General features: G+C 63.3%; 18 protein-coding genes. 3 read left to right on the forward strand and 15 right to left on the reverse strand.

Annotated features, from left to right (window positions below):
- Nucleotides 1–2: 2 nt before the first annotated feature.
- The 6 genes from G6035_RS02165 to G6035_RS02190 all read right to left on the reverse strand — a co-directional run bounded on the left by G6035_RS02165 (nt 3) and on the right by G6035_RS02190 (nt 5,042).
- Nucleotides 3–1,112, reverse strand: coding sequence for an acyltransferase (locus G6035_RS02165; RefSeq protein WP_176615430.1), 1,110 nt, complete (start codon nt 1,110–1,112; stop codon nt 3–5).
- A complete protein-coding gene (locus tag G6035_RS02170; RefSeq protein WP_176615431.1) occupies nt 1,109–1,525 on the reverse strand; it encodes a DUF2304 domain-containing protein in 417 nt (138 codons plus the stop codon). Before G6035_RS02170 ends, G6035_RS02165 begins: the two co-directional genes overlap by 4 nt.
- 4 nt (nt 1,526–1,529) lie before the next feature.
- Nucleotides 1,530–2,168 carry a glycosyltransferase family 2 protein gene (locus tag G6035_RS02175; protein WP_176615432.1) on the reverse strand — a complete coding sequence of 213 codons (639 nt, stop codon included), beginning with the start codon at nt 2,166–2,168 and terminating at the stop codon, nt 1,530–1,532.
- An 83-nt stretch (nt 2,169–2,251) separates the two neighbouring features.
- Nucleotides 2,252–2,590, reverse strand: a complete 339-nt coding sequence (locus G6035_RS02180; RefSeq protein WP_176615433.1) for a hypothetical protein — start codon at nt 2,588–2,590, stop codon at nt 2,252–2,254.
- A gap of 146 nt (nt 2,591–2,736) precedes the next feature.
- On the reverse strand, nt 2,737–4,080 hold the full coding sequence (locus G6035_RS02185) for a glycosyltransferase (RefSeq protein ID WP_176615434.1): 1,344 nt from the start codon (nt 4,078–4,080) through the stop codon (nt 2,737–2,739).
- Nucleotides 4,077–5,042: a hypothetical protein gene (locus tag G6035_RS02190; RefSeq protein WP_176615435.1), complete on the reverse strand. Its 966-nt coding sequence runs from the start codon at nt 5,040–5,042 to the stop codon at nt 4,077–4,079. Before G6035_RS02190 ends, G6035_RS02185 begins: the two co-directional genes overlap by 4 nt.
- A 165-nt stretch (nt 5,043–5,207) precedes the next feature.
- Between G6035_RS02190 and G6035_RS02195 the strand changes: the two genes are divergently transcribed.
- Entirely contained in the window at nt 5,208–7,031 is a 1,824-nt protein-coding gene (locus tag G6035_RS02195) for an ABC transporter ATP-binding protein (RefSeq protein ID WP_176615436.1), read from the forward strand.
- 12 nt (nt 7,032–7,043) lie between these two features.
- Here G6035_RS02195 and G6035_RS02200 read toward each other — a convergent pair whose 3' ends face one another.
- From G6035_RS02200 to G6035_RS02210, 3 genes are all read right to left on the reverse strand, one after another.
- On the reverse strand, nt 7,044–8,267 hold the full coding sequence (locus G6035_RS02200; protein ID WP_256127686.1) for a glycosyltransferase: 1,224 nt from the start codon (nt 8,265–8,267) through the stop codon (nt 7,044–7,046).
- Between the two features lie 72 nt (nt 8,268–8,339).
- Nucleotides 8,340–9,461, reverse strand: a complete 1,122-nt coding sequence (locus tag G6035_RS02205; protein WP_176615438.1) for a glycosyltransferase — start codon at nt 9,459–9,461, stop codon at nt 8,340–8,342.
- A 46-nt stretch (nt 9,462–9,507) separates the two neighbouring features.
- Nucleotides 9,508–10,617: a glycosyltransferase family 2 protein gene (locus G6035_RS02210; protein WP_176615439.1), complete on the reverse strand. Its 1,110-nt coding sequence runs from the start codon at nt 10,615–10,617 to the stop codon at nt 9,508–9,510.
- 55 nt (nt 10,618–10,672) lie between these two features.
- Here G6035_RS02210 and G6035_RS02215 point away from each other — a divergent pair, with 55 nt between their 5' ends.
- Together G6035_RS02215 and wecB are read left to right on the forward strand one after the other, a co-directional pair.
- On the forward strand, nt 10,673–11,809 hold the full coding sequence (locus tag G6035_RS02215; RefSeq protein ID WP_176615440.1) for a glycosyltransferase family 2 protein: 1,137 nt from the start codon (nt 10,673–10,675) through the stop codon (nt 11,807–11,809).
- Nucleotides 11,810–11,818: 9 nt separating this feature from the next.
- Nucleotides 11,819–12,883 carry a non-hydrolyzing UDP-N-acetylglucosamine 2-epimerase gene (gene wecB / locus G6035_RS02220; RefSeq protein ID WP_176615441.1) on the forward strand — a complete coding sequence of 355 codons (1,065 nt, stop codon included), beginning with the start codon at nt 11,819–11,821 and terminating at the stop codon, nt 12,881–12,883.
- Nucleotides 12,884–12,980: 97 nt separating this feature from the next.
- Here wecB and G6035_RS02225 read toward each other — a convergent pair whose 3' ends face one another.
- The 6 genes from G6035_RS02225 to G6035_RS02250 are packed head-to-tail and all read right to left on the reverse strand — an operon-like array spanning nt 12,981 to nt 19,207.
- Nucleotides 12,981–14,024: a D-glucuronyl C5-epimerase family protein gene (locus tag G6035_RS02225; protein ID WP_176615442.1), complete on the reverse strand. Its 1,044-nt coding sequence runs from the start codon at nt 14,022–14,024 to the stop codon at nt 12,981–12,983.
- A 1-nt stretch (nt 14,025) separates the two neighbouring features.
- Nucleotides 14,026–15,192, reverse strand: a complete 1,167-nt coding sequence (locus tag G6035_RS02230) for a glycosyltransferase family 4 protein (protein ID WP_176615443.1) — start codon at nt 15,190–15,192, stop codon at nt 14,026–14,028.
- The gene (locus tag G6035_RS02235) at nt 15,192–16,184 is read right to left on the reverse strand and encodes a Gfo/Idh/MocA family protein (protein ID WP_176615444.1); all 993 of its coding nucleotides are present in this window, start codon (nt 16,182–16,184) and stop codon (nt 15,192–15,194) included. Before G6035_RS02235 ends, G6035_RS02230 begins: the two co-directional genes overlap by 1 nt.
- Before the next feature lie 3 nt (nt 16,185–16,187).
- Nucleotides 16,188–17,279, reverse strand: coding sequence for a DegT/DnrJ/EryC1/StrS aminotransferase family protein (locus tag G6035_RS02240; protein WP_176615445.1), 1,092 nt, complete (start codon nt 17,277–17,279; stop codon nt 16,188–16,190).
- Nucleotides 17,276–17,872, reverse strand: a complete 597-nt coding sequence (locus G6035_RS02245) for an acyltransferase (RefSeq protein ID WP_176615446.1) — start codon at nt 17,870–17,872, stop codon at nt 17,276–17,278. The genes G6035_RS02240 and G6035_RS02245 overlap by 4 nt, the downstream gene beginning before the upstream one ends.
- Nucleotides 17,873–17,917: 45 nt before the next feature.
- Nucleotides 17,918–19,207 carry a nucleotide sugar dehydrogenase gene (locus G6035_RS02250; protein ID WP_176615447.1) on the reverse strand — a complete coding sequence of 430 codons (1,290 nt, stop codon included), beginning with the start codon at nt 19,205–19,207 and terminating at the stop codon, nt 17,918–17,920.
- Nucleotides 19,208–19,256: the final 49 nt, after the last annotated feature.

A 19,256-nucleotide genomic window follows, 5' to 3' on the forward strand; every position in this document is an offset into this window, starting at 1 on the left:
GGCTAAAAGACCCTGCGGAGAAGCGGCACCTTCGAGGCCAGCCACGAAATGGCAAAGCTTGCCACCAACGTGACGACATAGGCCACCGCTACTGCCGTGAGTGACCTGGCATGAAGGACGGCCGGTACATTGAGCCGAATGGCCTCGAAAATGACCAAATGAACCAGGAACACCCCAAAGGATGCATTGGAGAGCGCCACAAGCAATGCACCGGCCGTTCGCGGAATCTTGATAAATTCCACCAGGGAAAGCCCGACGACGAACACGCCAAGCGCGGCCAGGGCAACGCCCGCACCCAAATATGAAACGGAAACCAAACGGTCTGCCAGCGGCAAGACGCCCCGGTGCCCGTAATGCCAGACAGTGAAGGCGATGAGCCCCACCGTCACCATTGCTGCACCTGCAAGCGGCAGACCCCTTAACCGGACCTGGCGAAGCGCATACCCCGCCGCAAAATATCCGACATAGGGTATCCAGTACGTAAAGACATTCATCGGTATCGGCCGGGATACCCCGAAAATTCCCAAAACGCCAGGCACCATGAAGGCCACCACAGTGACGGCAAGAAGTGTACCTGCGGTTATGAGGGAGCGCCGGCGGCCGTTGGCAGTGATGAACACTGCCAACAAGGGTGCAATGGCATACAGGCCCAGGATAAGCCACAGGAAGTACATCTGCGTAAAGACCGAACTGTCATAAAGCAGTTGCAGGACCCGCGCGGTGGTTAGGTGCTCGTGCCGCATCCAGAGGCGCACGCCCACCAAGTAGACCGCATTCCAGACGATTAGTGCCGGAACCAGCCGGGCCGCACGCTTGCGGTAAAACGTGCCTGGTGATTCGCGCACCTGCCGTGAGCCGAGCAAGAGTGCACCGGATATCATGACGAAAACGGGAACAACCCAGATGAAGCCGATGTCGATGGCAGCTGCGCTCCACCAGCCACGGCCGCTCTTTGGGGCCACCCCTACACGAAGTCCAAAAACGTGGATGGCGACCACACCGCAGATGCTGAGGACCCGCAGTACGTCAAGCCCGTAGTTGCGCTGCGCGCCTGCCTGCTCCGCACGAACGACCGTGACCGTTGGTTTTCCTGATCCGGCGTCACAGCTCATCCGGCGGCAGCTCCGTTGCTTTCAGAGGTCGACGGAGCCTCTTTCACCGACATGGACAAGGCGGCAACGGCTGGCGCCTGGGTCCGGTTGACTTCGTCCAACGCCACCCTTCGAGACAATTTGGTCATAGTGGTTTCCATGTGACGAAACCGCTGGTATGTGGTTGCCATGAACACAAGGAAACTGACGATCAGCCCGTAGAGAACCAAATCGGTTCCGCGGCCTATGCCAAAGAACCTGGCAATATGCGTCAGCATCTCCGGAAAGAAAATCGACAAGGCTGCGATGCAGGCAAAAAGCACCAGCATCATGCGTCGGATGGCCAAGTGTCGCGCATTGGAGCCACCACGCATAAGGGCGAGTGAAACGATCACAACAGCGAGGACAAGGACGATTTGAACAACAATTTGCACTATGTCACCTAAACAAAAGGTCGGCGAGGATGTTTACCGAATTCAGAAGGGACTGGCCCTTGCCCTTTGAATAGTCGGTATAGATGATTTCCACCGGTTGCTCCACCCATTTGGGCTTCATTTCAGCAACCTGGTGAACCAGCTCCGAGGCATGCGCCATACGGTTCTGCGTCAAGTGGATGCCCCGGGCCACCTTGGGGCTCAAAGCACGGAGCCCGTTGTGGGCGTCCGTCAGGGCCAATCCGGTGGCCATGCGCGACTGCACGGCCGCCGTCCGGAGCACAAGTCGCTTGGCTGGCGAGAGTTTGGTCCGCTTGTCCAGGAAACGCGAACCAAGCACAATCTCGGCCTCGCCGGACTTGATGCGCTCTGCCATCGCTTGCGCATCAACCACGCGGTGCTGTCCGTCCGCGTCGAAGGTGATGATGCAATCCAACTCGGGATCGTTAAGGGCATACTCGATACCAGTCTGAAGTGACGCCCCTTGACCAAGGTTGACCGGGTGCTGCACTACCACTGCCCCGGCGTCACGGGCCGCCGTCTGGGAGCCGTCAGTGCTGCCGTCGTCGACACAAACGACGTACGGGAACACCTTTCGGAGCCCCGTGATGACGGCGCCGACAACCGAGGCCTCGTTATACATGGGGATGACTATCCAAGTTCGACTCACCGCTCAAGTATCCCATATGCCCCAGCCACGGCGTGGCCGGCGCTTCCCGTGCTGCCTCAACCGCGGGCAGCCTCTGACAGTGCGTTGGCCATGGCGAAGGGGCCGTGCATCAGGCGGGCATCGGTGCGTCGCCGCAGCTTCCACACAGCCCTGTCGGCCTCCGGATCCGCCGAAACGATCACATCGGCGCGGCAAAAAATATTCGTCAGTTCCCGGTTCGCCTTCAGCGCACGCGCCACCCGACGGGAAGCAAGATTGTACTTCGCCAAGCGGGCCGCGATGCCCAGCGGCCCGGGCCTGGCAGCCAAGGATTCCACGAGGGCACCGAGCCGGCCCGCGGCAGGGACGCCAAGTCCGACGACGACCACTTCGTCGTGGCTGACAGGTTCCCTCACGGAGGGCCCCTGCACATAACCTGCAACACAATGGACGGCAATACCAAAGTCTGACACAGCCTCCCTTGCTTGACGTACCAGCTCATCAATTGCCATGTCCGGCCGCTCGGCGCGGCCCAGCAGGATGGCGAGTTGAAGGGGTTCCCTCACTGTTTGCTCCTCTCCGAGGGTTGCGCAGGCTGCCCGGCCCGTTCGTCAAGTTCCGAGCGGAGTTCGGCGATTGCCGGTCGGAGCGTGGCGGACCGTTCAAACTGCTGCCCGAATTCCCATGCCGCTTCCCACTTGGCCGGGTCGGGTGCGGCGAGTTCCTTGGCGCAGGCTAGCAGCGCAGCTGCGATGCCTTCTGGTGTCAGGTCCCTGGCCTCAAACCAAAGCGGGTAGTTGCGAAGAATTGTCGACGCGGCGCTGTCTGCTGCGTGGACAGACACAATGGGCAGGCCCGTTGCAATGTACTCCGCCGTTTTTCCGCCCGTCACATACTTTCCCGGAGGGAGTATTAGCAACAGCGCATCAACTCCTTGATAGAATGTGGCAACATCGCGCTTGGAGATGGGGCCTTCGTAGGCAAGGCCCCGGTGCATGCCGGAATTGAAAATTTCCAGGACGTTTGCCGGAACCAGTCCGGTAGGGCTCAGCTTTCCGCGGAAGACTGCATGCGCCATCTGCGCATCGTCCTTGCCGAAGGCCGCGTCCCATCCCGCCAGGAACTCGGCCAAGGGAACGGCTGTGTATTGAAGGGTGCCAAGGTAGCCAATACGTGGTTCCATGGTTTTTCTGGCCTCAGGACGGCGGTGACCCGGTTGGGGGTCAAATCCGTTCGGCACCACGCGCATGCTACGGATCGTGTCGGGATACCTGCGCGCGTATTCGTCGAGTATGGGCTGGTTCACAAACCACGTACGCAGCGCCCCTTTCAGATAGCCATGTTCAAGCCTGCCCCGCTCCGATACGGTCGCGAAAATCTCAGCACCGGTGAACGTACTGAATGACCAGGCGTCCCGGTAGTCCAGGACATAGGGAACATCAGGCAGCTCACGCGCTATTTTGTACGAAACATAGGGCGCCGCAGAGGCCATGACCAGGTCAACGGGGTGCTCCCGGTGAATTTGGTGCACGGCCTGGCTGGCGGGGCCAAACCAGGACGCGTGAAAGTCCTCGGGAAACCCCTTGTTGCTGCGCCGACGAAAAAGTTCCTTCCAGATATAGGGTGCCTCAATCCGGAGCCTCGAATAACGCCGAAGGTCACGCCGGTTCGGTTCCTCCGAACCGCCGTCGGATACGTGGACCACGTTGATCGTGGGGTCGATGGCATCCAGCAGCCGTCTGTCTGCTCCGGTCACCTCGGCCCAGATGTCCGCGTCAACAGTGAGGACCGTAACATCCCAGCCAGCTTCTGCGAAGCCGTTTGCCACTGCCGTGCAACGGTATACCGAGGAAGCCGAGCTGGGCGGAAAGGCAAACGAAATATAAAGAAGATGGGGCCGGTTCACTTTGCCGTCTCCAACACTTTCTTGTAGCCGGCTTCGAGCCGTGGCAGCAGGGCCGCCGGGCCGTGGTTCTTGATGATGTAATTCACACTGTCGAGCCTGCAGGAGAGCGCAGGCGGGTCGGCCAGCGATTCACGCACGGCCGTGCCCACATCGACGCGAGCCACGGAAACCGTGGCAACGTCCGCCGGATACCCGGCATGCTGGTCGGCAAAGATCGTGGGAATGCCCATGCCCATGGCCTCCAACTCACTTGTGGCCAATATCCCAGCGATCTGTCCCACGGCAATGTGTGCGTGTGACATTTCCCGAAGGAAATCTGCCTTGGGCATCTTCGGCAGAAGTTCCACGCCCATTGCACCGACCTCCGCCGCACGGTCGCCCCAGTCCAGTCCGACGATGTCAACATCCATTCCGGCCAGGGCAGCCACAACGTCGGCGGCGGTCTGCACCCAGGCGTCGCCGCCCTTCGATGCGTCCCAGCGCGACGGGAAGAACACCCGGGGCCTGTCGGCCGGAGACCATTTGGGAAGCTCGGCGAGGTCTATCGGAATGGGCATGTATTCAGCATCGGACCGGGCACGCTCTGCTTTTTCTCGATTGTCCGGTGTGGCATACCAGACATGCCCGGCGCCATCCACGTCAGCCCGGATCGCCGCATGGTGCTGCTCTTGCCAGTAGTTTTCCCGAATGTCAGTGCCGTGCAGGGTCAGTGCATATGGCCGTGCAAACCTGCCACGAGCCCATTTTGCCCTTCCGCCCATGTTGACATGCCACAGTTGCGTACGCGGGTATGCCGAGGCCTGTTCCAGGAGGAACCGGTAGTAGGCAGCTTTAGTGCCCCCGCGGGTCCACGGTCCCTGAATGATCTTCCAGGGCTTACCTTGTCGTTGTCCCTCCGTGACAAAGGTTTTGCCAACATCGGCGCAGTCGAAGAGTTGCGTGACCCGGATTTCCTTGTTCATGCCATACATTCTCGCATTGAACCCGCTCCCACCGGTGTCAGGCAACGCGCCCGCTGGGCCTGGGTCGCGAACTTCATCGGTCCGCGAAAGCGCACGGGCAAGGCGCTCTTCAGGCAACCCCCGTAGTATAGGAAGGATTCTTCCACTGCAGTTCTGGAGTAAAACTTGAAAAACCTGCGACGCACTCTTGGCCAACTGCTGCCGCTTCTGCCGGCCAACGCGAGAAAATTCCTGTATCTGTTCGCGTCGTTGTCTTCGGTACTGGTCCTCGTTGACGCAGGGGCCTTGGGCGTTTTTGCCTTGGTGCTGAACCAAATCATGCAATCCCAAAGTTCCGGCCACCCAATGATGCTGCCGATTCTCGGAAGCATCTCAGACAATGTCGGCCTCTTGATTCTGGTGTGCTCGGCGGCACTGATGATCATCAAGTCGTTCCTGAACATCTGGCTGCAGTGGGTCTCAACCCGTAAGTTCGCCGATTACGAGTTGGAGATCGGCACGGTCCTCTTCCAGAGCTACATCCGTGCCCCCTGGACGTCGCGCCAAAACAGGTCGACCACCGAACTAGTGCGCATGATCGATGTGGGCATAGCCAACACCATCGCCGGCGTGCTGTTTCCTGCGGTTGTCTTGCCGTCCCAGGCGTTGACGTTCGCATCCGTGCTGGTCATCCTTGTTGCTGCTTCATGGCAGACGGCGCTTATTACGGTCCTTTACCTGGGTCTTATTGCGGGTTTCCTGTATCTGTATTTGTCGAAAAAGTCCTACGAGGCGGGTAGGGTAAACCGCGATTCGGCCATGCGGATGTCAACACTGGTCTCGGAGATGCTGGCGGCACTAAAGGAAATCACGCTCCAGGACAAGGCCGACGAAGTCGGCGCAGTCGTCCTCTTGAGCCGCGAAAAGGCCGCAAGGTCCAGATCCAACATTCGTTTCCTGGCTGCTGTGCCGAAATTCGTCATTGACATGGCACTCATCGGGGGCTTCCTTCTCATTGGAACCGTTGGGTACTTCAACGGCGGCATCGCCGCCGCCATGACCTCGGTGGCGATTTTCGCTCTCGCCGGCTTCAAAATGGTCCCGGCTCTTACCACCATCCAGTCGCAGGTGACACTGGTGCAGTCGACGCTTCCCTACACGGAACTTGTCATGGCCGATATTCGGGACGCCGAGGACTTCCGCAACAATGCCGAAAAACTGGGCAGGACCCCCCTCGGCGGGGAACCGAAAATCCTTGAGTTGCGCAACGTCGAATTTACCTACCCTGGCGCCACCAGCCCCGCAGTAACCGATGTCAACCTGCGAATCCCGCTCGGAACATCGGTCGGTGTGGTCGGACAGTCCGGCGCCGGCAAGTCGACATTGATTGACATCTTCCTGGGCCTGCTGGTGCCCTCGAGCGGCACCATGACGCTCGATGACGTTCCCCTTGAAGAGGTCCTGGCAGCCTGGCGAAAGCGTGTGGGTTACGTACCCCAGGAAGTCGCAATTTTCGACGGCACCGTGGCCCAGAATGTTGCCCTCTCATGGGGTGGCGACGTCGACGAGGACCGAGTGCGCCTTTCATTGCGGCGCGCCCAATTACTTGAAACCATAGAGGCGCGCCCCAACGGCATTCATGGGCGGGTTGGCGAGCGCGGCGGCTCACTCTCCGGCGGCCAGCGTCAGCGCCTCGGTATCGCCAGGGCGCTCTACATGGACCCGCTTGTGCTTGTGTTGGATGAGGCCACCAGCGCCCTCGACACCGCCACGGAGGCTGCGGTGGCCGCGGCCATCCATGAACTGCAAGGCGATGTCACTGTTATTTCAGTGGCCCACCGGCTGTCCACCATCCGCGACAACGCGCAGGTTCTTTACATGAGCGGGGGCACGATTGAGGCCAGGGGGACTTTTGATGAAGTCGTTGCCGCAAACCCAAATTTCGCACGGCAGGCCGCTTTGGCGGGATTGACTCCCCTGGAGCCGGTGACCGAACCTGGTATGAAGTGACGGGGCGTGGCCTCAGCCGCCGGCAATGAGTGCAGCGGCAATCTCGGCGTTGGCTGACCCATCGTAGTCTCTGGCCCAAACTGCCCGTGGGTCATAACTTTGCGGTGCGGCGGCCATCACTTTGGCCAGCGCACAGTTTAAGTCTTCCCGCGTAAAACTGGCCGGAATAAGTTCACCGGTTTTAAGGTCGCGCCCAACTATTTCGGCTGTGCCGCCCACATCGGTCGCAACAACGGGAATGCCATAGGATATGGCTTCCATGATGCTTACTGGCAGGCCTTCCGACGCACTGACGTTCACGAAGGCTGTAATCCGGTGTGTCCGGTAGTACTCCATGATTTCCGGGTGCGGGGTCGCCCCGCGGATTTCGATGGACAGCCCGGGGCGGTCAACCAGGGCGGCTCGTTTGCGCAAGGCATCTTCCAACACCCCGCCGCCGAAATGGATCCAAGTCAGGGGGGAGTCGAGCTGCAGTTCCTCAAGCGACTCAAGAATCCGTTCGACGCGCTTGACTGCGATCAAATTCGAGCAGCTGACGATGGTTCGCCCGGATCCGTCAACCAGGGGACGATCTGCCTCGAGCGGCTTGGCGGTTCCGAGCCTGCTGGTAAATATCTTGCCCTCCAGGCGCTCCCCCGGGTACTTTTCCATGAGGTAGCCCCGTGCGGATTCGGAAATGGCCAGGATGCGATCAGACCTGGCAAACATGGAAGGCCGAAACGGCAGGTACCCGGATTCTTCTTCGTAGAGGTCGTATCGATGAAGCCTCAGGCTCACGTTTTTGACGTCTCGTGGCAACCATGGGACCAGCAGGCCTGCCCCCATGCCCCAAAAGGCATAGGCGCTCGTTTCGGCATTCGGCTTCGACAAGGACCGGCGAAGCCGAGGATCGCAAGCCAAGGACATTCCAACAGCCACCGCCGAGAGGAATCGGCCCACGTGTCCTGCCAGCCTCCCGGACCGAAATTCTCTCCTCACGATGCCGATTGAGCGGGCCAGCAGGGAAGGCGTGAGACAGGCCCGGACCTTGGCTGACCGGGCACTTCCATACAGATTTCCGCCGTAGACAACGTTTGGTGGCAAGTCCACCATCGGAGCAGAGGCACCCGGCGTGTAATTGAAGACTTCAATTTCATCAAAACGGGCCGCCAGGGCTGCAATTTCGCCGCCAACAAATACATGGTCGCCATGGGCGTAGGGATACTGGTTTGTCAGCAGAACAAGCCTGCGCATCATTGTCACGTTAGTCGTCCCTGAGTAGTTTGTCTCGGTTTCCGGGCCCCGACTGGTGCGAGGCATTCGTGTGCGCTAGGCGCGGGTGATCGCGGCCGCATAGGCGTCGTCGAATAGTTCACCAACGGCACCCGGTGCGAATCTGGCCCGGATGGGCGCAGCTATGGCTTCCGCCGGTTGGTTCCGGAACGCCGAGACGGCGGCCAGGACGGCCCGGCCAAGAACGTCCGGGGTGAATTCGTCGACGAGCCTGCTGTTGGCTGCGTCTGCATAGTCACTGAAGCCTCCCACCCGCGTGGCCACCACGGGGCGGCCGGCGGCAAGGGCCTCGGCCGCCGAGGTAAAGAAGTTTTCCTGGGCCGTGGGCAGGAAAAACAGGTCAGCCGCGGAGAGGTGCCCGGCCACTTCGGCCGGACGCACCGAGCCAGCCAACGTGACCTGGTCCGCCAGTCCCAACCTCGATATGAGGGACTCGCACTCCGCCCGCTGTGGACCGTCACCCACCCAGGTCAGCTGCGCCTCCGTTCCCTGGTCGCGCAGCCAGGCGACGGTTTCGATTGCGGCCAGGGGGCGCTTGCGTTCAATCAGGCCGCCGACTGCCACCAGCCGCAATGGGGAGCCGAAGGATGCGGGTGCAACGGGACCGCGGCCCTTCACCACGCAGGGAACCACCCGGGCGGCGCGGGGACGGGCGAAACGCTGCATTTCGGCCGCGAGTTGACCTGTTACACCTGTCACTACGTGGGGGAACCGGAGCACGCGGCGCACCCCCGACAATTTATCCCACAGGGACGAGACGCTGGCCGGGTTGACCACGCCGTTCCAGTGCTCAGTGTGCACCCAAGGCCGGCCGCGCCCTGCAACCGTGCGCGCCAACCAAGCCGGCAGGGCCACCAGCACTGAGGAGAACGCCATGGTGTGGACGACGTCGGCCCAGGCCATCTCCCCTGCGAGCAGGCGCTCGCAGGCGAGCACGGTTCCCGGGCGCTTGGGGTCCGCCAGTACGCGATGCACCGGCACCCCTTCCCACTCACCGTTGACGTGGCTGGGCATGGCCAGGGACGCCCCAAGCCGCACATGGACCACGCGCACGTCATGGCCCTGGCCGCGGATCGCTTCGACATGATCGGCGTTGAACGGCGCCTCGGTGGGGTTTTCATCATGCGGGTACCAAGTGGCGATGACCAGGATCTTCATGTGTTCCTTGAATGGGGTTGTTCTGGATTTCTGTGCGCTTGGAAGGTTAGGACACCAGTGCCGAGGCACTCATGAACCGTAGGGGGGCTTCCGGGTGCAGGAGCTGGGTGGCGTCCCTGGGCAGCCAGGTGCGCGGGTTCGTGAAAGTGCGCCGGAGGGTGGCCAGTGACTTCATCTCCACGGAGTCAGCTTCCCGCCGCGTCACGGCGTCGAGCAGGGCCCGGTCCGCCACCGACAGTGGACGGGCGGCCGTGGGGGCGGCGAACAACAAGGTCCGGGCGGCTGCGGCCATTTCGGCGGCGTCTGCAGCACCCCAGGTACCGGCCTCGGCACGCAGCAGCACGTGCCCGAACAGGTGGACGCGGATGAGCTTGGTCACGATCGAGGCACGTTGGGCGGGGGCCAAACCGGCAAACCAGTCCGATTCCACCAGGTCCGTGGCGAATGCCAGGTCTTCCGCCACGGGACGCGGCGTTGCCGTTACCCGGACTGCGGCGTCGTCGTGCACGAGGTACCGGGGAAGGCCCCGGCCATAGCTCACGCTCGCGCCCGAGAACCAGAGCTTGGCGGAGAAGGACTGGTCCTCGCCGGTGACGTACCGGGTGGGGAAGTCCAGGCCCAGCGAACGGACCAGTTGCAGGCGCATTATGCCCAGCGGTGCGGTGCGGTAGGTGAGGCGGTCGGCTACCGGGTCGAGCGCGGCGGTCCTGGTGCGGCGCACGACGGGCGTGTGGATCGCGGCCCCGCCGGCGTGCGCCATGGGCGCGATCAGCACGTCGGCGCCGTCCCGGCCGGCAGCCTCGACCCAGCGGGCCAGGGCGTCCGGCTCCAGTGAATCGTCGCTGCCCATGATGGACACCCAGGTGCCCGTGGCCAGCGACAGTCCATGGTTGAAGGGTCCCGCCGGGCTCTTGATCCCATCGGCATACGCCACAAAACGGACCAGGTTCCGGTGCCCGGGCGCCACGCGGGCGCGAATCGGCTCCACGTCGGTGTTGTGGCATACCACCGTGACACGCAACCGCCCGGCCGCGCCGGCGTCCGTCGGCAAACCCGAGGCCATGAGCGAGGCGACGGTGCGCTCAATGGGCCTGTCAGGGGTGTGCACGGCCACCACCACGTCGACCAGCACGGAATCCTGAGAATTGTTGTCCACCCAGTAAGGTTATCGCGGAACCAAAGGAACCAAGCGGGAACGGGAGGGCGCGGCCATGAGCCAGTGCATTGAAGTGGTCATACCGGTGCATGAGACGGCCCGGCCACTGGAAAGGGGGCTGGAATCCGTCCTGGCCCAGCGGTCCGAACTTGCCGCCCTCGGTGTGAAAATCGCGGCCACTGTGGTCTGCCACAACATCGCCACCGAGGCCATCAAGGGCAGCCTCACCCCTTCCCTGGCTTCGGACGACGCCGTCACCTGGCTGGGGCACAATGACGGCACCCGGTCCCCCGCAGGGCCGCGCAACGCGGCCTTGGACCGCAGTGCCGCCACCTACATGAGCTTCCTGGATTCCGACGACTATCTTGAACCCGGTTCCCTCGGGGCTTGGTGGAAGGTGGCCGAGGCCTTGGACGCCGCAGCCGTCATTGCCCCTCTTCGGACACCGGAGGGCACGATCCTCCGTTCCCCGCGCATCCGTCCGTCAAAACCGGCCGTGCTGGACGCGGTCAAGGACGGGCTCGCCTACCGTAGCGTGCCCTACGGACTTCTGCGCCGTTCCGCTTTGCTCGCGTGCGGTTTCCGCTACGCTGAGGGCATTACGATCGGTGAGGACCTGGAAGCCGCCCTAAAGCTCTGGTTCCGGGGTGGCCGGATCGTTTATCCGTATTCCACGCCCGCGTACCACCAAACCGACGCATCGGGCACCACCAGGGTTACGAGCGCCATCCGCCCGCTCGCGGAGGAATTCCTGTGGCTTGACGCCCTGGTCCAGGCCCCGTGGATACTGTCCGCTTCGGTTGTCGAACGCCGGACCATCGCCCTGAAACTGTTCCGCATCCACGGCATTGGTGCGCTGCTGCGCCGCGGCTCCCCGCAATTCAGTTCCGGAGCGCCAGTTTGGTCAGAAGATGATCGTGCGGCCTGGGCCCAAGCCCGCTCGCACCTCCTCCGCTTGGCCGGCGGCGCCCTGCCGGCACTGTCGCGCCGCGATGCAGCCCTTGGCCGTGCCGCCGCCGAAGCCGGGGACGACGAGCAGTTGCGTGCCGCCGTCGTCCGATACGCTCGCGCCGGCAGGCTGGGGGAAATGGCAACGGACCGGCCGGCGGCCATGTTTTCAGCGGACTCCGTGCTCAGGCACTACGCTGCCGAGAGGCTACGAACGCGGTCCGGAGTGTTCGCCCTCGGTTAGGCTGGGACCATGCGAATTTTGAGTGTGGTGGGCGCACGCCCCCAGTTTGTCAAGCTTGCCCCGATTGCCAAGGCCATGGAGGGCCGCGCCGAACACGTCATTGTCCACACCGGGCAGCACTACGACGAACTCATGTCCGACGTCTTCTTCCAGGACCTTGGCATTCCGGCTCCGGACTACAACCTCGGCGTGGGCTCGGGAAAGCACGGTGAGCAGACGGGCGCCATGCTTGCAGGCCTGGAAAACGTCTTCGAGGAAGCCAAGCCCGACGTGGTGCTGGTCTACGGCGATACAAACTCCACGCTGGCCGCGGCCCTTGCCGCCGTCAAGATCCACATTCCCGTGGCGCACCTGGAAGCGGGTCTGCGATCCTTTAACCGGCGCATGCCTGAGGAACACAACCGGGTGCTGACCGACCATGCCTCGGACCTGCTGCTCTCCCCCACGCAGGTGGGCATGGACCACTTGGCGTCCGAGGGCCTGGCCGAGCGCTCACGCATGGTGGGCGACGTCATGACTGACGTCCTGTACAGCGTGCGGGACCAGCTCGCCGCCCAGGACCCGTCCCTGCCTGACGGCGTCACGGCCGGCAACTACTACGTCTGCACCATCCACCGGCCTGACAACACGGACGACCCGGCACGCCTGAAGGCCATTGTGGGGTCGCTGGCTGCCCTGGGCAAGCCGGTGCTGCTGCTGGCCCACCCCCGGCTGAAGGCCCTGGCCGAAAAGCACGGGATCGACCTGGCGGCGGGTTCCATAGTGATTCATGAGCCGTTGGCCTATCCGCAGCTGGTCAACGCCGTGGCCAACAGCTCCGGCGTGGTCACCGACTCGGGCGGGCTGCAGAAGGAGGCGTTCCTGCTGCGGGTGCCCTGCACCACCATCCGCCCGGAAACCGAATGGGTGGAAACGGTGGAGCTGGGCTGGAACGTACTAGTGAATGGCGACCTCGGCAAGTTGGCCGCAGCCGTGGAACGCCCTGCGCCGGCCGCTACCGACGCCGCGCCGTACGGCGACGGCCATGCCGCCCAACGGACGGTCGATGCACTGCTGGATATCTTTGCAAAATAAGCGCGTTTGCCCATGAGGGCCCCGGGCAGTTGGCCGGGGCCCTCCGCACGTCCATTATCGGTGCGCAGGCGAATGGTCATGCGCACCTGCCAGGCAATTATGCATCATGGTCCGCATGCAGAAGGTCAGCCTGCCGCGAAAACTCATCGTCACCTGTCATCCCGGCCATCGTGCGAAGCTGGCTGATGACGCCTTTATGATAGTTTGCCGGGTTGTCCCAAACTGTCCTGCCGTAGTAGGTCGGCGAATACCAGCTGGGTTTTCCCGGATTTCTATAGGCACCAAACGAGTCGCGAATACTGGATGCCCCAACATCGAACAGCCATTTGACGTGTCTGTCACCGGATATCCGGTAGTAATCATAAAGTCCGTACAACGCATAAATATGGCCGTTGACCACGTGGGCGTTCTGTTCGTCGGCAAGGGCGGGATATTCCTCATAGTAGAGAAACTTTTTGCCGTCCAGCAGCTTGACGTTTTGGAACCATGGACCGGCCTCCACCTTCGGCTGGTCATATGACTTGACAGTCGATGCCGCCATCTTCTTCCAGTGCTTGTCGCCGGTAGTCTCGTACAAGTTGACGAAAACCGACGTCATCATGCCTTGGGCCATGCCTGAATACCATGGCGTTCCAAGGCGCAGCGTCCTGACATCATGTGCAAAGCGGTACGGAAACCAAAGTGCCCCTTTGTCGTCAGTCACAGACCACTTGACCAAATAATTGGCAGTGGAGACTGCCCGGTCCAAATACTGTGGATTCTTGGATTCCTGGTACGAGGACAGCATCTGGCTGATGTACCAGGCTGAATTCACCGGGTGGTAGACGGCTTGCCCGTGCAGTTTTGTGACCAGGACGTTGTTTTCGTTGGTCTCGCCCCACCTGGTGTCCTCCAGTGGCACCACGAACCTGCCGATGTAGGGTGACGTCCCATCGCGGCTTAATTCGAAGCCTGAATGGTTGAATTTTGGGCCCCAAATGGCGTCCCTCAAGGAAAAAAGACCACCGGAAACTGCCAGAACCACCACCATGGCCACAATTCCGAGGGCAATGCGCCGACGGCGAATGATGCGGCGCCGCCTGAGCCTTCGGAATTGGGCATTGGACGCCACGGCAGTGGTCGCCGGCGTTTGAATTGTCATTTCACATTCCCAATTTCAGTACGGCCTGGGCGGCAACCCGCCCCGATGCCGCCAGTGACGCGTTCTGAAGGACCCACCGGACCCTGGCATCCGCCGACGGCGAGCCAGCCACGACAGCCTCGTGCAAGACGGCCGACATGGCCTGGGCAACCGCCTGGACGTCGTAGGCGGCAGCCGCGCCGAGCCGGCCGGACTCGACGACGGCGGCGCCGTCGCCCTGCCCCGCGAACACCACAGGGGTGCCGCAGGCGGCGGCAGCATAGATCTTCGTGGGCTTGGCAAAGTCGTAGCCCTGGCCCGGCTTGATGCTGACCAATGCCGCGGCGGCGCCCCGAATCCAGGCGGCGGCATCGGCCGGCGGCACGACCCCGCCAAAGTGGACCGCACCCGGGATGGCCTGGGCGGCCACGGCCTTGAGGTGCCCTTCATCCGCGCCCTGGCCGAAGAACCGCAGCTCCACGTCCGGGAACTTTTCGCGGACCAGGGCCAATGCCTCGATGAAAATGGCCGCGCCCTGCCACTCGCTCATCGTCCCGGTGTACACGAAGTAGGGGTGGCCGGCGGATGCAATGGGCCCATCCGGGCGGAACACGGCCGTGTCCACACCGTTGCCGACGACCTCGATCCGGTGTGCGGGCACGTTGAAGTGCACCACCTGGCCTGCCACCGGCTCGGAGACTGCGATGACCTTCGCGGCGCGCCGCAGCACAAACCCTTCCACGGCACCCATGAGCTTCTTGACCGCTGCGGGCACTTGCACGGCGGAAAGCGCCTCGGTCCACACGTCGGCCGCATAGTAGACGAACGGGCGGCCGCGCAACAGCGACGACAGTGCAACCACCAGCCCAGTGGTGGGCGGCGGCTCCGAAACCACCAGGTCCGCCTGGACGGACAGAAGCCGGAAAAAAGCGGGGATGTCAAAGCTCAGGTACTGCACATAGCCCCGGACGTTGCCGCCCCGATCCCGCAGAACGGGCCAGCGGCGCAGCCCGTACCGGGGCTTGAACACTCCCGATCCCTTGGGCGCCTTGGACGTGATCACTTCCACCTCGGCCCCCTGCTCCACCAGTCCGTCAACCAACGCCTTTAAACGGAAGGCCGCCGCCCCCACTTCCGGCGTATAGAGCCGGGTGGCGACGACGACCTTCAACGGTTTTTGTGCTGTCACTAAGACGGGATCCTGACGATGGCGCCGGTACGGGAGGATTCCAGCACGGCCTCGGCCACCACCAGCGTGTCCTGGCCTTCGGCCATGGTGACAACGTCGGTGCGCAGCCGCAGCACGGCGTCACGGAAGGCCTCGTGTTCGGTGCGCAGCGGCTCGGGCTTGGCGATGGCCAGCCGGGTCACGTTGCCCTCGGAGACGCCGCGGAACGCTGCCATGGAGTCCCACTGGGTGGCCACGGTTCCGTTTTCGTAGAAGGTGAGGTCGGCGGTGACGGTGTCCGCCACAAACGCGCCTTTTTCACCCGTGACGATGGTGAGGCGTTCCTTCATCGGGGACAGCCAGTTCACCAGGTGGTTGGTGATGATGCCATTCTCCAGCTTGCCGGTGGCGGCGACCATGTCCTCGTGCGGGCGTCCGCTGCGGGTGGTCGTCTGGGCGAAGATCGACTCGAAGCGGCTCTGGGCCAGCCAGGCGGTCAGGTCGATGTCGTGCGTGCCGAGGTCCTTCACGACGCCGACGTCGGCGATGCGGGACGGGAACGGCCCCTGCCGGCGGGTGGCGATCTGGTAGACCTCGCCGAGTTCGCCGTCGGCTATGCGCTTGCGCAGCGACTGCAGCGCAGGGTTGAAGCGCTCAATGTGCCCCACGGCCCCGACCAGGCCCTTGGCAGCAAAGGCCTCGACGAGACGCTGGCCGGCCGGTACGCTGGCCGCGATGGGCTTCTCCACCAGGGTGTGGATTCCCGCCTCGGCCAGGGCCAGACCCACTTCCTCGTGCATGCCGGTGGGCACGGCGGCGACGGCCATGTCCAGGCCGGCGGCAATGAGCTCTTCGACGCTGTGCAGAACGGGAAGGTCCTTGGCGACGCCGTGGGGGTCGCCGAAGGCATCCGCCACGGCCACCAGGTCCACGCCCTCCACTTCACGGATGACCCGAGCGTGGTGCCGTCCCATCATGCCCAGCCCGATGAGTCCTACGCGCAAGTTCGCCATGCTTTAGGCACCTGCCTTGACGAGCGTGTTCACGGCGGTGACGATGCGCTCAAGGTCGTTCTGGGTCAGTGACGGGTGGACCGGCAGGGAAAGGACTTCCTTGGCTGCGATCTCCGTGTTGGGCAGGTCCTCGGTCCTGTTGAAGGAGGGCAGGCGGTGGTTCGGCACCGGGTAGTAGACACCTGAGCCGATGTTGTACTCGGAACGCAGGCGCTCGTGCAGCTCGTCCCGGCCTTCCGGCACCCGGATGGTGTACTGGTGGTACACGTGCTCGGCGCCCTCGGCCACCTTCGGGGTCCCCACACCTTCGAGGTTGGCGCTGAGGAAGGCTGCGTTCTCCTGGCGCTGCTTGGTCCAGGCTTCCACCTTGGTGAGCTGGACGCGGCCGATGGCTGCGTGTAGGTCCGTCATGCGGTTGTTGAAGCCCACGAGTTCGTTTTCGTACTGCTTCTCCATGCCCTGGTTGCGCAGAAGGCGCAGGTTCCGCTCAACGGTGGCGTCCGACGTCGAGACCATGCCTCCCTCGCCCGAGGTCATGTTCTTGGTCGGGTACAGGCTGAACATGGCGAACTTGCCGAAGGTGCCCACCTTCTTGCCGTTAAGCGCAGCGCCGTGGGCCTGGGCCGCGTCCTCGTACAGGTCGATCCCGTGCTTCTCGGCCAGGGCAGCAAAGGCTTCGGCGGCGAAGGGGTGCCCGTAGAGGTGCACCGGCATGATGCCCTTGGCCTTGTCCGTGATGAGGGACTCGACGTGGGCCACGTCCAGCGCGTAGTGGTCCAGTTCAATGTCGGCGAAGACGGGCGTGGCGCCGGTCAGGGCCACGGAGTTGCCGGTGGCGGCAAAGGTGAAGGACGGGACGATGATCTCGTCGCCGGGGCCGACACCGGAGGCCAGCAGGCCCAGGTGCAGGCCCGAGGTCCCGGAGTTCACGGCAACGCTGGCACGTCCATCCAGGAGCACGTGGGAGAACTCGGATTCAAACTCGGCCACCTGCTTCCCCTGCGCCAGCATGCCGGTGGCCATGACGGCGTCGACCGCTGCCCGTTCCTCGGCTCCGATGATGGGTTTTGCTGCGGGAATGAAGTCCTGGCTCATGCGTTGTCCTCTGCCTCTTTCAGGGAAGTTCCATCTTCAATATATTTGGCCCCGGTTTCCGGGCACACCCAGAAGCCGCCGTCCGCCTTGAGGGGGAAGCCGGCCTTGCCGACCCATCCCAGGCGGCGGGCTGGTACGCCTGCCATGAGGGCAAACGCGGGGACGTCCTTGGTGACCACGGACCCGGCCGCGATGGTGGCCCACCGGCCGACGGTCAGCGGCGCAATGCACACGGCGCGGGCACCGACGGAGGCGCCGTCCTCGATGGTGACCCCCACGGGGGTCCAGTCGTGGGCGCTCTTGAGGGAGCCGTCCGGGCTGACGGAGCGCGGGTAGGTGTCGTTGGTGAGGACCACGGCTGGGCCGATGAAGACGCCCTTTCCGAGGACGGCCGGCTCATAGACCAGCGCGTAGTTTTGGATCTTGGTGTTCTCGCCAATTTTGACGCCGGTGCCGACGTATGCGCCGCGGCCGACTATGCAGTTCGCGCCGAGCTCGGCGTCCTCCCGGACCTGGGCCAAGTGCCAAATTTTGGTGCCTTCGCCAAGGACTGCCTGCTCGGCGACGTCGGCGCTGGGTGCTACATAAGTCATGCTGGTACTCCTGGTCACATACGGATGCGGACGGGCTGTGGTTACCTATGCCTTGCCAATGACACGGTAGGTGACGCCGTCCCACTGGTCGGCTGAACTTACCCGGCGGCCGTCGATGAACACCTTGACGCCGGGCAGGTCTGTCGGTGTGAGCTGACGGTACTCGGTGTGGTCGGCCTGGACGACGGCCGCATCAACCGGCTCGCCCAAATGGTAGGCGTCGAAGCCAAGCTTGTTCAGCTCCGCGTCCGTGTACATGGGGTCATGGACCAGTGCGGTCCCGCCTCTGGTCGCGATGGCCTCGACGGCGTCGAACACGCCGGAAAAGGCGGTTTCCTTCACCCCTCCGCGGTAGGCGGCACCCAGCACGACGACGCGTGCCCCGGCGAGGTCTCCATAGGCACCTTCGAGCAGGCCGATGGTGTAGTCGGGCATGTCCGCGTTGGCGGCACGCGCGGCACGGACCACGGTGGCTTCCGGGTCGTTCCACAGGTACAGGCGCGGGTAGACCGGGATGCAGTGGCCGCCGACGGCGATGCCCGGCTGGTGGATGTGGCTGAACGGCTGCGAGTTTGAGGCTTCGATGACCTGGTAGATGTCGATCCCCGTTGTCGCCGCGAAGCGGGCAAACTGGTTGGCCAGGCCGATGTTGACGTCCCGGTAGGTGGTTTCAGCGAGCTTGGCCAGTTCCGAGGCTTCCGCGGAGCCAAGGTCCCACACGCCGTTGGCGCGGTTCAGGTCAGGGCGGACGTCAAAGTCCAGCACGGAATTGTAGAATTCGACGGCCTTGGCGGCACCCGCATCGGACAGTCCACCCACCAGCTTGGGGTACTTGCGCAGGTCCTCGAAGACCCTGCCGGTCAGGACGCGCTCGGGGGAAAAGACCAGATGGAAGTCCTTTCCTTCGACCAGGCCGGATCCCGCTTCCAGGGCCGGCTTCCAGCGGCTGCGGGTGGTGCCGACAGGCAGGGTCGTCTCGTAGGACACGAGCGTGCCCGGTGTCAGGTGCTTGGCAAGCTCGGCCGTTGCGGCGTCCATCCAGCCAAAGTCCGGCTTGGCGTCCGAGTCGACGAAGAGCGGGACCACCAGGACCACCGCGTCGGCTCCAGGGACCGCCTGGCCGTAGTCCGTCGTGGCCCGCAACTTGCCGGCCGGCACCAGTTCGGAGAGCAATTCCGGCAGGTGGGCTTCTCCGGGGAAAGGTTCGGTGGCGGCATTGACGAGGTCCACCACGGCTTGGTTGACATCCACACCCACCACGTCGTGGCCCTTGGAAGCGAACTGGACGGCCAGTGGCAGGCCGATCTTACCGAGTGCAATGACAGCAATCTTCACGTTTTAGTAGCCTTTACTTTTCGATCTTGGCGGCATGGGGCGGTGCAGC

Source organism: Arthrobacter sp. SDTb3-6 (assembly GCF_013376095.1).
In the GTDB taxonomy this organism is placed as follows: Bacteria; Actinomycetota; Actinomycetes; order Actinomycetales; family Micrococcaceae; genus Specibacter.

Coding starts and splice junctions, on each gene's coding strand:
- G6035_RS02165 (WP_176615430.1), bottom strand. CDS start 1,112: ATGAGCTGTGACGCCGGATCAGGAAAACCAACGGTCACGGTCGTTCGT.
- G6035_RS02175 (WP_176615432.1), bottom strand. CDS start 2,168: ATGTATAACGAGGCCTCGGTTGTCGGCGCCGTCATCACGGGGCTCCGA.
- G6035_RS02190 (WP_176615435.1), bottom strand. CDS start 5,042: ATGAACAAGGAAATCCGGGTCACGCAACTCTTCGACTGCGCCGATGTT.
- G6035_RS02200 (WP_256127686.1), bottom strand. CDS start 8,267: ATGATGCGCAGGCTTGTTCTGCTGACAAACCAGTATCCCTACGCCCAT.
- G6035_RS02205 (WP_176615438.1), bottom strand. CDS start 9,461: ATGAAGATCCTGGTCATCGCCACTTGGTACCCGCATGATGAAAACCCC.
- G6035_RS02215 (WP_176615440.1), top strand. CDS start 10,673: ATGAGCCAGTGCATTGAAGTGGTCATACCGGTGCATGAGACGGCCCGG.
- wecB (WP_176615441.1), top strand. CDS start 11,819: ATGCGAATTTTGAGTGTGGTGGGCGCACGCCCCCAGTTTGTCAAGCTT.
- G6035_RS02225 (WP_176615442.1), bottom strand. CDS start 14,024: ATGACAATTCAAACGCCGGCGACCACTGCCGTGGCGTCCAATGCCCAA.
- G6035_RS02235 (WP_176615444.1), bottom strand. CDS start 16,184: ATGGCGAACTTGCGCGTAGGACTCATCGGGCTGGGCATGATGGGACGG.
- G6035_RS02240 (WP_176615445.1), bottom strand. CDS start 17,279: ATGAGCCAGGACTTCATTCCCGCAGCAAAACCCATCATCGGAGCCGAG.
- G6035_RS02245 (WP_176615446.1), bottom strand. CDS start 17,872: ATGACTTATGTAGCACCCAGCGCCGACGTCGCCGAGCAGGCAGTCCTT.